This window comes from Microbulbifer sp. CAU 1566, assembly GCF_023156515.1.
Classification (GTDB): Bacteria; Pseudomonadota; Gammaproteobacteria; order Pseudomonadales; family Cellvibrionaceae; genus Microbulbifer.
In genome coordinates this window covers 132,130-147,173 of record NZ_JALNMG010000002.1, presented here as the reverse complement: position 1 = coordinate 147,173, position 15,044 = coordinate 132,130, and the positions used below count along the sequence as shown (strand labels likewise).

At 50.5% G+C, this 15,044-nt stretch carries 10 protein-coding genes; 4 read left to right on the top strand and 6 right to left on the bottom strand.

What is annotated here, in order from left to right; genetic code table 11:
• The first annotated feature begins 2 nt into the window (after window positions 1-2).
• The 3 genes from M0G74_RS05765 to M0G74_RS05755 all read left to right on the top strand — a co-directional run bounded on the left by M0G74_RS05765 (window position 3) and on the right by M0G74_RS05755 (window position 6,534).
• Complete coding sequence (locus M0G74_RS05765; RefSeq protein WP_248215550.1) at window positions 3-1,268, top strand: HlyD family efflux transporter periplasmic adaptor subunit; 1,266 nt, start codon at window positions 3-5, stop codon at window positions 1,266-1,268.
• 12 nt (window positions 1,269-1,280) lie between these two features.
• Window positions 1,281-4,430, top strand: a complete 3,150-nt coding sequence (locus M0G74_RS05760; protein WP_248215548.1) for a CusA/CzcA family heavy metal efflux RND transporter — start codon at window positions 1,281-1,283, stop codon at window positions 4,428-4,430.
• Between the two features lie 859 nt (window positions 4,431-5,289).
• Window positions 5,290-6,534: a tyrosine-type recombinase/integrase gene (locus M0G74_RS05755; RefSeq protein ID WP_248215547.1), complete on the top strand. Its 1,245-nt coding sequence runs from the start codon at window positions 5,290-5,292 to the stop codon at window positions 6,532-6,534.
• A gap of 144 nt (window positions 6,535-6,678) precedes the next feature.
• Here M0G74_RS05755 and M0G74_RS05750 read toward each other — a convergent pair whose 3' ends face one another.
• Genes M0G74_RS05750 through M0G74_RS05735 form a run of 4 tightly spaced genes read right to left on the bottom strand, consistent with a single transcriptional unit; the run spans window position 6,679 to window position 11,982 of the window.
• Window positions 6,679-7,131: a hypothetical protein gene (locus tag M0G74_RS05750; RefSeq protein ID WP_207002442.1), complete on the bottom strand. Its 453-nt coding sequence runs from the start codon at window positions 7,129-7,131 to the stop codon at window positions 6,679-6,681.
• Window positions 7,128-9,473 (bottom strand): hypothetical protein, encoded by a 2,346-nt coding sequence (locus M0G74_RS05745; protein ID WP_207002444.1) that lies wholly within the window; start codon window positions 9,471-9,473, stop codon window positions 7,128-7,130. The genes M0G74_RS05750 and M0G74_RS05745 overlap by 4 nt, the downstream gene beginning before the upstream one ends.
• A complete protein-coding gene (locus M0G74_RS05740; RefSeq protein WP_207002446.1) occupies window positions 9,470-10,984 on the bottom strand; it encodes a site-specific integrase in 1,515 nt (504 codons plus the stop codon). Before M0G74_RS05740 ends, M0G74_RS05745 begins: the two co-directional genes overlap by 4 nt.
• The gene (locus M0G74_RS05735) at window positions 10,981-11,982 is read right to left on the bottom strand and encodes a tyrosine-type recombinase/integrase (RefSeq protein WP_207002448.1); all 1,002 of its coding nucleotides are present in this window, start codon (window positions 11,980-11,982) and stop codon (window positions 10,981-10,983) included. The genes M0G74_RS05740 and M0G74_RS05735 overlap by 4 nt, the downstream gene beginning before the upstream one ends.
• A 436-nt stretch (window positions 11,983-12,418) precedes the next feature.
• On the opposite strand from M0G74_RS05735, the gene M0G74_RS05730 reads away from it, so the two are divergent.
• Window positions 12,419-12,679, top strand: coding sequence for a hypothetical protein (locus tag M0G74_RS05730; protein ID WP_248215542.1), 261 nt, complete (start codon window positions 12,419-12,421; stop codon window positions 12,677-12,679).
• Between the two features lie 63 nt (window positions 12,680-12,742).
• Here M0G74_RS05730 and M0G74_RS05725 read toward each other — a convergent pair whose 3' ends face one another.
• Together M0G74_RS05725 and M0G74_RS05720 are read right to left on the bottom strand one after the other, a co-directional pair.
• Window positions 12,743-13,423 (bottom strand): NAD(P)H-binding protein, encoded by a 681-nt coding sequence (locus tag M0G74_RS05725; protein ID WP_248215540.1) that lies wholly within the window; start codon window positions 13,421-13,423, stop codon window positions 12,743-12,745.
• Complete coding sequence (locus M0G74_RS05720) at window positions 13,413-14,921, bottom strand: alpha/beta fold hydrolase (protein WP_248215538.1); 1,509 nt, start codon at window positions 14,919-14,921, stop codon at window positions 13,413-13,415. The genes M0G74_RS05725 and M0G74_RS05720 overlap by 11 nt, the downstream gene beginning before the upstream one ends.
• Window positions 14,922-15,044: the final 123 nt, after the last annotated feature.

Genomic DNA, 15,044 nt, shown 5'->3' with positions numbered 1-15,044 from the left:
CCATGAAATACAGAAATAAATTGCGAAGCATATTCGCAGCAGTGCCATTGGCTGCGCTACTGGCGTGTACGGCCGCTCTCGTGGTGCCCACTTTGGTCGTCGCCTCCGCTGAAGAAGAACACGGAGAAGAGCACGGCGAGCATGAGGAAGAAAGGGGGCCAAACGGGGGGCGCCTGCTAGAGGAGGGCGACCTCGAAGTGGAGTTACTGATATCTGAGCGCGGCGGGACAGCAGAACTCCGAGCCTGGATTAGTGAACGTGGAAAGGCACTCACGAAAGCAGGCGATGCGCGACTGGCTGTCGAGTTAACGCGGCTGGGTGGCAAGGTAGATCGTTTCAATTTTGCACCAGCAGATGGCTTCTGGCTTGGCAAAGGCGCAGTGGAGGAACCGCACTCGTTCGATGTAAAGGTTTTGCTGGCGCGGAATGCTGAACGTGCTGAGTGGCACTATGAATCGTACGAGGGGCGGGTGGAGATTGCCTCCGAGATGGCCGCCAAAGTAGGCATAAAAACGGCAGCTACCGGTCCAGGGGAAATTAGCCAATCGCTCACCCTGTACGGAAAAACTGCACTGGCGCACGGCAGCTTGAGTCACGTCCGCGCACGGTTTCCGGGGCCAATCAAAACAGTTTCGGCGGAGATCGGCGATCGGGTACGCAAGGGGCAGAAGCTGGCTGAAGTAGAGTCCAATGATAGTCTTCAAGTCTACCCGATAACGTCACCCATCGATGGGTTGGTCATCGACAAGCAGGCTAGCAGTGGTGAATACAGTGGGGAGCGAGAGCTGTTCACAATTGCCAATTATGATCAGTTGTGGGCGGAGCTACGGCTGTTTCCTTCGCAGCGTGGTCAGGTTGCCCGCGGCCAAAAGGTCACCTTGCAAGCCGACGGTCAAGTCGTGGACACGCAGGTAGCGAATCTGGTCCCGGGCACTCCGGGTCAGCCGTTCGTTCTGGTTAGGACGCCTATCGACAACCGAAAAATCAGCTGGCCACCTGATTTGATGCTAGAAGGTCAGGTGCTTGTTGATCATGTAAGGGTGCCGCTGCTTGTGGAGAGTCGCGCTCTGCAGCCTCTGGGGGATGGCATGGTTGTCTTTGTGAAGGTTGGCGATAGCTACGAAGCCCGACCGGTAGAGCTGGGGCGCTCAGATGGGCGTGTAACTGAGGTGTTGAGTGGATTGGAGGTAGGGCAGCGCTACGTCACTGCCAATAGCTACCTGATCAAAGCCGACATCGAAAAATCTGGCGCGGCCCACGCTCACTGAAGGAAATCATTCATGATTGAAGCAATACTGCGTTTCTCAATTGAGCGACGTTATCTAATGCTCTCCCTGGTGCTGCTACTTATTGGCGCCGGAGTCTGGAGTTACCAAACATTACCGATTGATGCAGTGCCAGATATCACCAATGTCCAGGTGCAAATCAATACGGAGGCACCCGGTTACTCGCCACTTGAGGCGGAACAACGTATTACATATCCGGTTGAGACCGCTTTAGCAGGCCTACCTAATTTGTCTTATACGCGCTCACTTTCCCGCTACGGACTGTCGCAGGTGACGGTGGTTTTCGAAGAGGGCACAGACATCTATTTTGCCCGCAATTTGATTGATGCACGACTCGGCTCGATCAAGGGAGCGCTTCCGCCCGGAATGGAACCGGAAATGGGACCCATTGCCACCGGGCTCGGCGAAATTTTTATGTACACGGTAGAGGCATTACCTGGTGCAACACAGGAGGATGGGAGCCCCCTGGATGCAACAGCCTTGAGAGAAATACAAGACTGGATCATTAAGCCACAGCTCGCGCTTGTACCGGGTGTCATTGAGATTAACACGATCGGTGGCTACGACAAGCAGTACCACGTGATGCCAAACCCTCGCAAGATACTCGCCTTTGGTTTGACCATGGATGATGTCATCGAGGCGTTGAGGCGCAACAACGATAACCGTGGTGCAGGATTCGTCGAGACGAATGGCCGTCGCCTGCTGGTGCGCTCTCCGGGCCAGCTTCAGGATATCGCTGATATCGAGAATGTTGTGGTGGCTAACCGAGATGGGGTACCGGTCAAAATTTCCGATATTGCCGAAGTCGCCATTGGGAAGGAACTTCGGACAGGCGCCGCTACACGAGATGGCAAGGAAACCGTACTTGGTACGGCAATGATGCTCGTTGGTGAGAATTCTCGAGCTGTTGCTCAGGACGTGGCAGCAGCCATAGAGAGAATCAAACCCTCACTTCCCGAAGGTGTACGCCTGGAGGCCGTTTACGATCGCACGACCCTGGTGGACAAAGCCATACGCACAGTGCAAAAGAACCTGGTAGAAGGCGCTTTACTGGTCATCGCTGTATTGTTCCTTTTGCTGGGAAACCTACGCGCCGCATTCATTACAGCCGCGGTGATTCCACTCTCTATGCTAGCCACAATTGCTGGTATGGTGAAAACGGGCGTATCCGCGAATTTAATGAGCCTGGGAGCGTTGGACTTTGGCCTGATTGTCGACGGCGCAGTAATTATTGTTGAAAACGCTATTCGCCGACTATCGGAGGCACAGCGTCGCAATGGCGCCATCCTGCCCCTCCAGGAGCGCTTGGAGCTTGTATTCCATGCGACTAACGAGGTCATACGCCCCAGCCTGTTTGGCGTGCTGATCATTACTGTGGTCTATATCCCGCTATTTTCACTTACCGGTGTGGAAGGAAAAATGTTCCACCCGATGGCGGCCACGGTGGTAATGGCATTGCTGGCGGCACTTGTGTTGGCACTGACCGTGGTTCCGGCAGCGGTAGCAGTCTTCCTGAGTGGCAAGATCAGTGAAAAAGAAAATCCACTGATTGTAGCGGCTAAATCTCTATATCGACCACTACTGCTGACCGCAATGCGTGTGCGTTGGCTGGTACTGTCCGCAGCCGCGGGGCTGGTTATCGTCTGTGCCTGGCTGGCCACCACGCTGGGGTCAGAATTTATTCCACAGCTTAACGAAGGTGATATTGCCCTTCATGCAATGCGAATTCCTGGCACCAGCCTTGAGCAGTCATTGGAAATGCAGGAATCCCTGGAGCAGCGCATTAAAGCCTTTCCGCAGGTAGACAAAGTGTTTGCCAAAACCGGTACCCCAGAGGTGGCTACCGATCCTATGCCGCCCAATGTAGCTGACAATTTTGTGATTCTGAAACCGCGTGATGAGTGGCCCAATCCCGACAAGCCCCGCGATGAACTTATCGAGGAAATCGAAGCTGCATTGAGCGAGCTTCCAGGCAATAACTACGAGTTTACGCAACCTATTGAGATGCGCTTCAACGAGCTGATTTCCGGAGTGCGTGCAGATCTGGGTATTAAAGTGTTTGGCGACGACCTGGATCAGCTGGTGGTATCCGCGAATGAAATACTGAACGTATTGCAGGGCATAGAAGGCGCTGCCGACGCTCGGGTAGAACAAGTTGAGGGGCTGCCAGTAATGTCGGTCATGCCCAAGCGAATCCAGCTTGCTCGTTACGGACTCGATCTGCAGACATTGCAGGATCTGGTCGCTACTGCGGTCGGTGGCGAAAACGCGGGTTTAATTTACGAGGGCGACCGACGCTTTCAGTTGGTGGTGCGCTTGCCAGAACATATACGACGCGATCTGGATCGCCTCGGTGAGCTGCCAGTGCCACTTCCAGCGGGCGGCTTTGTGCCGCTCATGGAGGTCGCCGATCTGGCAATGGCGCCAGCTCCCAATCAGATTAGCCGTGAGAACGGCAAGCGCCGGGTGGTGGTGACTGCGAATGTGCGAGATCGCGACTTAGGATCTTTTGTCACAGAGGTAAAGCAACGGGTGAGCAATGAAGTCCAGTTGCCCGCTGGATACTGGCTGAAATACGGTGGAACTTTTGAGCAACTGGAATCCGCCAGCCGCCGCCTATCGATCGTAGTTCCGGTGACCCTGCTAATTATTCTAGGATTGCTGGTGACAGCCTTCGGCTCTTTGCGGGATGCGCTCATTATCTTCACGGGCGTGCCGTTGGCATTGACCGGTGGTGTACTGGCGCTTTGGTTACGAGATATGCCACTTTCGATTTCGGCCGGGGTAGGTTTCATCGCTCTTTCCGGTGTGGCCGTGCTTAATGGCTTAGTGATGCTGTCGTTTATTCGTGAGCTATGGCGGGAGCGGGGTGACCTTGTGTCATCGATCATTGACGGTGCCATGATACGGTTACGACCCGTGCTCATGACTGCATTGGTCGCCAGTTTGGGGTTTGTACCAATGGCGCTGAATACAGGTACTGGTGCGGAAGTTCAACGCCCGTTGGCGACCGTAGTAATTGGTGGAATTATCTCTTCTACGCTTCTAACGTTACTCGTGTTGCCTTTGCTCTATCGAATAGTGCATGGCGAGGACCGACCTCTAACAGCGCGTACCGAAGAAATAAACCCCGATATTGTTTGACATTGTGTAGCGGAGGAAGCTTTTTACTGCGCATGCTTTAAAATATATGAGGGTCTAGCGCAAATAATACTGGGCTGGCCTTCTTTCTTTTTAGTTTTATTTCAATCTCAAACTCCCGTTCATTTACATCGCTCGCTACACTCGGGATCTCATTGACTAACGGGCTGGTTTGGTATCATCCACTGGCATTCCTACTCGCATCGACCAATCTCGTAATTGAGCTCGAAATTGTACCTGCCAATTTCCTGAGTCAGAAGTTTGCGGCTCAAGAACACTTGCGCGGGATTTATCGGATACTGCTTATGTCGTTGATTGTGCGGTTCACTTGCAATGCAATATGGCCTTAAATTCATAGAGCGAAGAAAACAGAGGTGAATGATTGTGCTGAGAGTGAGCCAACAATCTGGAAAGAGCTGGACCATATCGGCAAGCGCTACCATCCACCTCGAAACCCGTCCTGCAAATTCGCGCGGTAGGAAGTCAGCTTTGATACCTAATTGAATCGAAAATGAGTGGCATCGTGCTCGCGACATCGCTCAACTGTGTTACGCCCCCAAGTCTCCTGCAAAGTCCCGTGATAGATGCCGCTAATTCTTCCTTCTTAGGAGCAGCATCGTTTACATACCTGATGGGTGCCGGCGGTGGTCAGGATACAACCAACAACCTTTCTAATAACTCTCTATCGGACAACGACATCCTGAAGTTCCTGCCCGAAATTTGTCTCAGGGCGTTCGTGTAACGAGGGAATACCCGCTACCCCTGCAAATTTCATATACGCTTTCGTATTCGACATAGCATGCTAAGGCCAGTAGAATGGGTAACCAACTAAAAACCCGGACTTCGTCTTCAGGCTTTACTCATGGCAACTCCAAAACCCGTCGCTTTGTACTCAGCCTATAGCGACCTCAAGAACTTCGACTTTCGCGACTATCCAGATCTCAACGAATTCCTCGAATCCGGCGAATCCTGGTGGATGTCTCATTGGCGCTGGGGTCAAGAGTTCCTGAGTTATACGGGCCGAAATAAGTCCGAGCACACCTTTACACGCTTTCGCAATGAAACCGAGCGCTTTCTGTTATGGGTATTCCTATTCAAAGGCACACCCATGGAACGATTACGCAAGGCCGATATCCTCGAGTACGCGGATTTTTGCTGGCAGCCACCAGTATCTTGGATCTGCCTGGCAAACCACGAAAAGTTTCTGTTTAACAATGGCCGGTACGTACAGAATCCGTCCTGGGCTCCATTCAAGCTCAAGCTGCCCAAAAACAGCGAGTCCTCAGATTCCAAACCAGATAAGAAGAAATACAAACCCTCGCAGGAGACCTTAGCTTCCATCTTCACTGGGATTATTGCTTTCTATAAGTATTTAATGAACGAGGAACATCTATATGGCAATCCTGCACAAATTGCTAAGCCAGATTGTCGCCATTTCATTAAAGATGCCCAAGTAAAAGAAGCTCGCAGGCTTACCGAAGTCCAGTGGCAATATGTGTTTGATGTAGCACTGGCCATGGCCGACGAAGACCCTATCTATGAACGAAGTCTGTTTATTATTTGTGCGCTGAAGACCTTGTTTCTGCGAATTTCAGAACTTTCTGAACGTCCTCAGTGGACACCTATCATGAGCCACTTTTGGCAAGATTCGGATGGAAACTGGTGGCTAAAAATCTTCGGTAAAGGCCGAAAATTGCGAGACACAACGGTCCCCGACAGCTTTATTCCATTCCTTAAACGCTACCGCGCTTATAGAGGTCTAAGTCCGTTGCCGGCTTCAAGAGAGAATCACCCTCTCGTAGAGAAAATTCGAGGGCAAGGCGGCATGACATCCCGTCAGCTTACTCGGGTCGTTCAACAAGTTTTCGACCGTGCCTATAACGAAATGCGTCAGGCTGAGGGTGACGATAGCGCGCATAAGTTAAAAGAAGCATCTACACACTGGCTGAGACATACAGGAGCGAGTATGGAAATTGAGCGCGGCCGCGCCTTAAAGGACTTATCTGAGGATTTAGGGCACTCCAGTATGGCCACAACCGATACTGTTTATGTCCACACAGAAAGCAAAGTTCGGGCTAAAAGCGGGAAGCAACGCGGCGTGAAGTGATGCTGATCCCTGTACTTGCCACTTCAAGAACTGAAATTTAATTTCTTTATATTTCAATTTGTTTGATAGATCAGCGGAAAAAGATAAGCGTATTCCGCTGGATCTCCAGCATACAAAAACAGCAACAAATTGGCTTATTGTGATTTATTCCAGGGAATCGTGGTTGCCATTCTCCACCCCCGGCAGTGCTTGCATTTCTGCTAGTTGAAGCCTGGTATTTTCCCATGCTGGGAAGAACTTACGCCATGCTGCCAAACCTCCTATTTCACCAACTGCAAGAAGCATGGCTTTATGGGATGCAATGAGTAAGTCACGCTCTGATTTTAGTGCCTCAATTTCTTGTGTTAAATGAGCCACTCGCGCCTGTAGGTTAGAACGAGACTGCTTGTCGGTTTTTTCAATAAGTGCCTTAAGTTCAGCTTGGCGTGCGCAGTATCGATCGAATACTGCCTTACGATCGGGCTGACGGGTAATATCGCTAGCGTGTTTGAAAGGACTGTCTTTATCTCGAGCTACCGAGCGGGCGGTAATTCGAATGTTGTCGTTAAGCATGCGTTGGAGGATCGCTTCAAGCGCTTGAATCTTCTGAATCTTCACTCAGGCCTCCTGGTCTTGGGAGCATCAATTACGCTGGTACCGTACTTATTCTCTACGGCGCTGTATAGGTCTTTGCCGTCTGGGAAAGGATGCTCCAGCGGAGCTGTTTCAATAATTTTCTCAAGGCTTTCCAGTCGGGACTGGGCGTGCTTTAACTGGTTTTGCCACCCAATATTTCTGTGGGCTATTGGTTTGGCCTCAATGACATTTACTACGTCAACCATACGCTGCTTCAATTTTTCTAGCCGCTGTTGTTCTTCTGGTATGCCCGAACGGGTCAGATGGCGGCAATCGTAGCATTCAAGATGCTTGGGGCAAGGGTCAATGGTAAAGCTATTTACACAAAATCCAAAAGGGGTTGCATGTAGGCCGTCGGCCTCGGCAGAGAGATACTTAAAAGCCTCGTCATCTCCCATTTCTTCCTGAATCTTGAGAAACTCATCTACGATCGGGCCGCGAATTCTTTTTGCCATAATCATCTGTAGGGTTTCTTGAGCTCTAGGAGCCATAGAGTCGGCGCCTTTAGGTAGGTCGATGTGCGCAAGATCTTCCGCCAAGCTACGATGATCATATATGTAGCTTTGGGCGACGCTTCGCCGATTAAATCGCTTGGTAATAATTGTGTCAGCCACGCCGAGTCGGAAGAGCTCCGCATTTTGGAGGTGACGGAGTGAATGCGTGTTCAGCCTGAGAGATCGATCTTCGTCGGAATGGCCATAGCGGGAAAAAATGTTGTTCGCTTGTGCTCCTAGTTGCAAATGCAGGTCTGCGGTAGAGGCGCGCCCGACAGAAAAATACCTATTCACGTCCAGTATCCCTCCAGATCGCTCTTCGACAATGGCACGAATAGGCATCAAAAACATTAGTGCTTCAGGGCTCAGCCGGCCACCTTCATTTATTAAAAAACTTTTCGTTTCAGGTAGTTTCGTAGGCATACTGGATCTTATTAGAGATTCGGCATCACTCACATGAATAAACGCGTTCTTCCAGTCGATATTCCCAGTGAACGGCTCACCGCTTTCCCTCCGGATCGTAACTGGGAGGCGATTAAAGTATTTCGCGCAATTTTTAGATACACCGCTTATAGAAATTTCACGGATCTGATACTCGCGTATTTTATCTAGGTAAGACGGGTCAAATGTTTCTTTGTATTTGCTGACTAAGTTCTGGGGTAGTGATGAGTTGGATATCGAGAGGGCACCGGATAATCGGCTATATATATCCCATGCGGGAGCCAGTGCGTCAGGTAGGAGCTCTGGCAGTAGCCGTCCAGTTGCAACCTGCAATCGCAATTTTTCTCGTAGGGGTTTAGTGAGTCTTTCCGCTTCACTCAAAGTTTCTAGTACTACGTCTTCGAATATAAGAGGCACATTTTGAATACTTTCGAAAAGAGTTACTCCCATCACATTTACATCGACAGCTTGTTTCTCCGCAAAATGCCTAATGTATAGAGAGCGAGCAATACCTCCTTTTTCGGCCAGGACTTCACGATCCCCCGTTAAATGTTCGACCCAACGACACCAGTCAACAGGAAGCAATACATTCTCGCCAACCCGAAATCCACTGATGATGGCAAGTTTTATTTGCAAAAACCGAATCGAATCCACAAACGTATTGGGTTTTTCAGTAAAAACAATACGAACCAACTCCCAAAATGCTTTCTCTTCTGGAAGTTTAGCTGAGCCTTTTCGTTCAGAAAGTTCGAATCTAACCTTGCTGGTGTTTCTGTAATTATTGTTACCTTGCTTTAGTTCTGAAACATTAATAGCGGAGTCTTCTTGGCCTTCGTATGCAGTACAAAACTTCTCTAAAGGCGATCGGTTAGAAATGTGTAAACTATCAATCAACGTTCGAATAACCATGATGATATTAGCGGCGACTTTACCCGACGACCCAAGTAAAAGCGCGACGTTATATGCACTTTGTACCGTTTTAGGAGTAAGTTCCCAGGGTGCTTCGCTCCCAGCGCAGGTAGCTATTATTCTTAACGATCTTCCGATATTTACTAGTGCATGGTTTGGTTTGTTCCGCTTGATGAGGAGCTCGTTAAGCAAGGCAGCTTGGTAAAAATCGCGCCAATGGTCTGACATCGGTCCTGGTGAAATTGATGATTCACCCCCCACCCCACAAAGGAAATTAAAGATTTTTAAAGCCTTTGCATCATTCCCTAATGTCGAAAGCCAGAAGTAAGGTGGCGTTGCTAACCCGCAAATATCGGCCAAATCCCATCGCTCGGATTTCGGTACTCTCCCCTCAAGATCGAATGATAAATCCCAGCGAAGATCTTTAGATTTTGCTAGAGACTTTCCTTTATTAACGAATTTTCGATAGAAATTGTTCATTCCAGGTTACCAAGAATCGTAATGTTACTTGATCTTATCTCTTGCGCAATTTGCAATGCCGCCTCAAACATCCGTCTTAATTGGGTATAGGCAGGGCTTTCTTCATTGAAGCGAGACGAGTTAGCGAACTCTTTGACAACCGGCCGCAAACTATCTACTACCGACTCATGCACGGTCGCGTCCGATAATGGCAGGAATTTCCTGCATGTATAACAACTCATAACAGGGTTTTTCGAGCACATTGACTGTCCAATAGAGCAACTCCCGATACCAGAAATAGGGACACCATGAGGGATCCCACCTATTTGCTCGTCTGGAGGGCGGCGCAGGAGGCTATTTTTATCAATAGTTCGAGTTCTAGCTACTTCTGCAACAGCGGAATAGACACTAGATATAGCAAGAGCCTGATTAACTCGCTCTGCTTGTGTTGGCGAGGTATCAAAGTAGACGTTGGCTGACAGTGTGGTAGCGTGCCCCATGAACTCAGATAGCGCAATGTGAGATATTCCGGCGTCCGCCAAGCGCTGTGCTGAAGTGTGCCGTAAATCAGTAGGACTCCAGCGTGTACCGGTAATTTTTTCAGCAAGATCTCTTAGTGTTACCGACAGTCTCTTCGGAGGGAGATCGAAATATTTGTCTGTCGACTTAGTGCTCCCAGCTTTGTTTTGAAGGCGCCGAGCAGTGTACTCGATAAAAATTGGGCACCATTCGTATTTCACTCGCCGGGTTACCCTACGTTGTGCCTCACTGCCCCTTTGTTTGAGTAGAGGTATTGACAAATGTACCGTGCCATTTTCATATAAGCGGACATCAGTTGTCTTAATGCGCGCGATTTGCCCCGGCCTACACCCATATTGATGAGCAATGATCAATATACAAGCGTCTCGAAGCTGCCTAGTTTTTTGACTCGCTGGCGCCGTTCCGACGGAGTCAGTAAGCTCATCTAAATAATCTATCAGCAATGACTGATGATCCAGGGGCAGAAAACACTCGCCCGATCGCACGTTTTTATAGATGTCGCGGGCGGGTGATTTTAATTGTGTGACATAAGGCCGCATTTCTGGCCGCCAGAATCCGGCGGACAAATTGCAAAGCGAATGAATCATTGTTCGAAGGCTGAGCGCGTAACCCCACGTCTGAGATGGTTGCACCTCATTAATCCAAAGATCACGAAATTCTTCCGGACGTAATATTAACGCCTTAAGGAAATGTTCGGAATTTTTCAAAACCCCATTGCATACGGATGTTGCCCCAGAAGGGTCTAATCTCGAAAAAACATCTACTGCAACGTGCTTAAATATGGACTTCAGATCATAAGTAAGATCTTTGAATTCAAGGCGAACTTTCTCGCCATCAAACTGAATTTCCCAGCGATCAGAATACTCGGGGCCTTGGATCGAATGGAATTGTTCATAAAAATCATCGTAATATCGAAATGAACTGGGCAACCGTCCCAATTCAGTCGCAATGACTGCAATTTTATCAGTAAATTCTGATGTCGAATGGATCACAGCTCTTTCCCTGAAATCGATCTGAGAGTCGCAAGCAGACGGTCGTAGTTTTCGTCCCACATATCTGCAGAATTCGACTCAAAATATGCTCGAGCGTAATGTCGTGGCATTGATGAAGCGGGTGACCATCCAAAAAACACCCGAAGCTTTTCGATTGCGACATCAAGATCGTCGCCAAGTAAAATATATCGACCTAATCGGTTTACTGCGCACGTATGTCGAAGGTCGTGTGCGCAAACGCCTGACAAACTTCGTGCTGCCAATGCATTCTTCGCTGAAGGTGACAAGTTTTTAGTAACCACTTCAAATACACGGTGAATTGATCGAAGGGAGAGTGGTTTATCTTGTTGTGAGCCAAACAAATAACCATGTGTTGTACCACGGCGGTAGTTGGCCAGAAAAATGTCCGAAACTAAAACGATTTCCTCACTAAGTGGTAACTGGCGCCGGGAGTGGGCGGTCTTCAGGCTAGGGGCATTGAAGCGACTATCCTCATCATCATAGGGGTTTTCGGCAATGTTCAACCAGTATTTTTCGCCTCCAGTGTCGACATCAAAATCAGACTTGATAGCGTCCGCTGGCAGAATAGCAATCTCACCACGTCGCAGGCCAAGGTGCAGCATCAGGAGAAAAATCAGGAAATTCCGCCACTTCAGCGCTTCATTTCGAAATGGGTTCCGTGAGGATGTCGGGGAGAAAATTTCATAGACTTCCTCTACTACCGCTACAGGTAATGCTCGAATAGGAGCTGGGGGTTTTGGTCGCGTAGGTGTCACCAAGGAATACAAGCGATCAAGTCTTATTAACCGGCTATGGATTTTTTCATAATCGTTCGCAGATGAAGCACTGAGGTGGCGCATAATATCGCGTACGAATGATTTCGCTGAATCCCATGTACGGTTGTTATTGATCTCACGTAGGTGTCCGTCATTTCTGAGGCTAGCTAGAAAACTACTCAGCGCCGATTCGAGCGCGGGCATATCTAGTTCAGAGAGCATTCGATCCAGAGCTCCTGATCCGTAGAGTCGATCAGTTACCTGATAGAACTTTTCCACGGCATAAAGATAATGGCCTCGCGTTGTGGAACCTATTTGAGCTTTCAAGACATCAGCCCACACAGTTGCCCAGAATCTAGGTAGGCCTAGCTCATCGACCAGTAGCCAACCTTTGGTCGACTTAGGAATATAGGACGTTCGAAGTTTAATGCATGCCATAGGCGGTGATGCTAGAGACCAAGACCAGGCGTTGGCAAGTGTTAGATTATATATCTACTAGGAGATATTCAGGTGCTGAACAATTAGAATGCAACACTTCTAAAACGGCATTCACTTAACATAATCTATATTATGCGCACAATTGTATGGCACGCTATGATTGTAGAGGGTCAGCTTCCGCTTCGCTAAAATCAACGGATTACATCAAATAGTTCCCCATATGGCTTCAGTACTCGAACAAGAACACAGCCTGATTCTCGCGCTCTATGGCTCATTGACCAATCGCAGCGGCTTTCATGCATTCCTTGAAGCACAAATCTGTGAAAGCCTCGCCAACGGCCAGGATATCCAGACGATCGCCGATTTCAGGGGACGCAGTGTGGCCACAGTGCGAAATCAACTGAAGAAAATCTTCGAAAAAACCGGCTGTACTCGCCAGGGAGAGTTGATCAGCCGAATTCTCTCCGCATTGTTGCGCTAAGCGGTAAAACACTTTGTTCAGGCTCCATTTGTCAATATTTGGCGAACGGAGCCTTACTTGCACTCACGCCAGCTCAGCGGAATCGACGATATGGACACCCGGTGGGGCCCGGAGTGCTGCATCCAGCAGCGCGCCCGCGATCTTCTCCGCCGGGTTAATACGCCAACGTCGCGGCAATATGGGCCCGGTAACCTTGAGAAGTACCGTCGCCAGACGCTCACCGAAACGAAACTCATCACGCTGCCCGCCAATCAATCCCGGACGCACAAAGGTCAAGGATTCGAACCCAACGCCTTGCAGCGCATGTTCAACCTTTCCCTTGGTTCGGTTATAGAAAAAGCGCGAGTCCGGATCAGCCCCGACGGCAGAATTGAGTGCATAAGTTGGTGTGCCGTACAGTCTGGCGAAGTGCGCAACCGCCAATGGGTAGTCGTGATCCACCTTGAATAATGCTTCACGAGAAGCCGCTTTGCGCATCGTAGTACCGAGGGTGCAGATCACCGCGTCTGCCTCCCACCAGCCCTCTTGCCCTGATAGCTGATCGAAGTCCACGATGGGCGCATGTAATTTAGGGTGTGCGTTTAACGAGGGGTATACGGTTAACGGGCGCCTCACCGGGGCGACCACGGACACAACCTGCGGGTTACTTAATGCTTGCCGTATCACTTCTTTGCCGACCAGGCCCGTTGCACCGACCAACAGAAGGCGTTTGTGAGTTTGATTCTCCGGCACGTTACTGGTCATGTTTGCGAATTCTTTCACTGACGTGGAGATTCTCTGATGGGGATGCGCCAGATGAAGGAGTCATATTGAGAAAATGCACAGTGTGATCCTCCTGCCATGAATAGAATGGATTCCAACGTAATCGCAATTGCGCGGCAGCGCTGATACGCAAAGCACCGCGTTCGCCGCGCAGAGCCAAGCCACCCAATTGAATTCCGGGCCCCTTACCCTCGGGGCGCCCGCCGTAAATGCTGTCGTCTGGCGGAAAAGGCAAGGCGACATGGGAGAGAGAATAGATATTCTTCGGCCAGCGCAGGCCCAGCGACTCTTGAAGATGGCCGCCCTGCTCTCCTTCTGGCCAGTGGCGAGCGACGACATCCGCAGAACCTCTGCCAGCGTTGGTTACCATGGTCAGGGTGTAGTTGCGGTGCGGAGCCTGCTGAATCGCGGCGAGCATCCGGTCTGGTTTCCATGTCAGAAGCGGCTCTATTTGCACCTGGCGATTGATGTCGAAGAGCACCAGTTGATGCCCGCCTTCTGGCAGCAGGTTGTAGAGATGCTCCACCACGGCGGTCGCCTCTACCGTGGCGTCAACCACCGATGCAAACGAGAGGATGGGAGGCATGTCACCGAGCGCACGCTCTTTGGAAAGCGCTCTGACACGCTTTTTGATCTCCCTGGTAATCTCGTGAGAAAGCGCAGCGGCATTGATGGCAAAGGATCCGTATTTGAAGGGCTCGTATTCCAGCGAATGCACGCTATCCCAGGCTACCTTGTCCATCCCCAGGAAATGCCCAACCCGGGCCTGCCATACCGCCAGTGCCGCCACCGGTGAGATACCGATTTCCGGGGATAACAGCACAAGCTTCTCAACCCGCGGTAATTCGGGGTTGTCCAGCGTGCTAAGCGCGTAGTGGATCCCAAGTGCCGCGCCATTGGAATAGCCGACGATGTAGATGGGGCGCCCTTCTCCGGTTTCCGCCAGATGGCGCATTGCGAGCTTGACGGCCGCCGCCATATCTTGCCAGCTGACGGTGGTCAGCCCGGACGGCGCTGTTCCGTGCCCCGGGATTCGAAGCCCCAGCACCGTGGCGCCGGATTCGTGGAACCGCTGCCCCAGGTGACGAAGGCTATAGGGAGCATCGGTGAGTCCGTGCAACAGCAATACCATTGCGTGGGGATTGTTCCGCTCCAACAGGAAACTGCGATTCCAGTTGGGCGACCAGCGTGCGGGGTCCGCCAAACTGCCCCTCTGGTAGCGATTGAAACTGCTCTCAGTGGCCGGGGCCGTTTTCGCGTAAATTTCTCGGTCAAGTTGCGCAAACAATCGGTCTTCCAGCGCCAAGTATTCCGTGAAGCTGGCTACTTGTGTCTCCTCGGTGAACTCCTCATCCAGCTCGGTCGTCAGCCAGATCGGCAGCTCTGGGCCACGGTTTAAATAGACGATGTAGCCTGTCACAAGCAGCAGCAGGCTTGTGGCAACACTGGCGAGCAGTAGCCGAACGGTGGCGGGCAGCATGCGAAATGGGTTTCGTAGAGGTTTCAGGTGCGCGCTCCCCATAGGTGAAGTGTGACGTCCGTCATAAGCCGCTCGTCCGCCTGTTGCTGTCGCGCGAAAATATTGTCATTGAATTCATGGTGT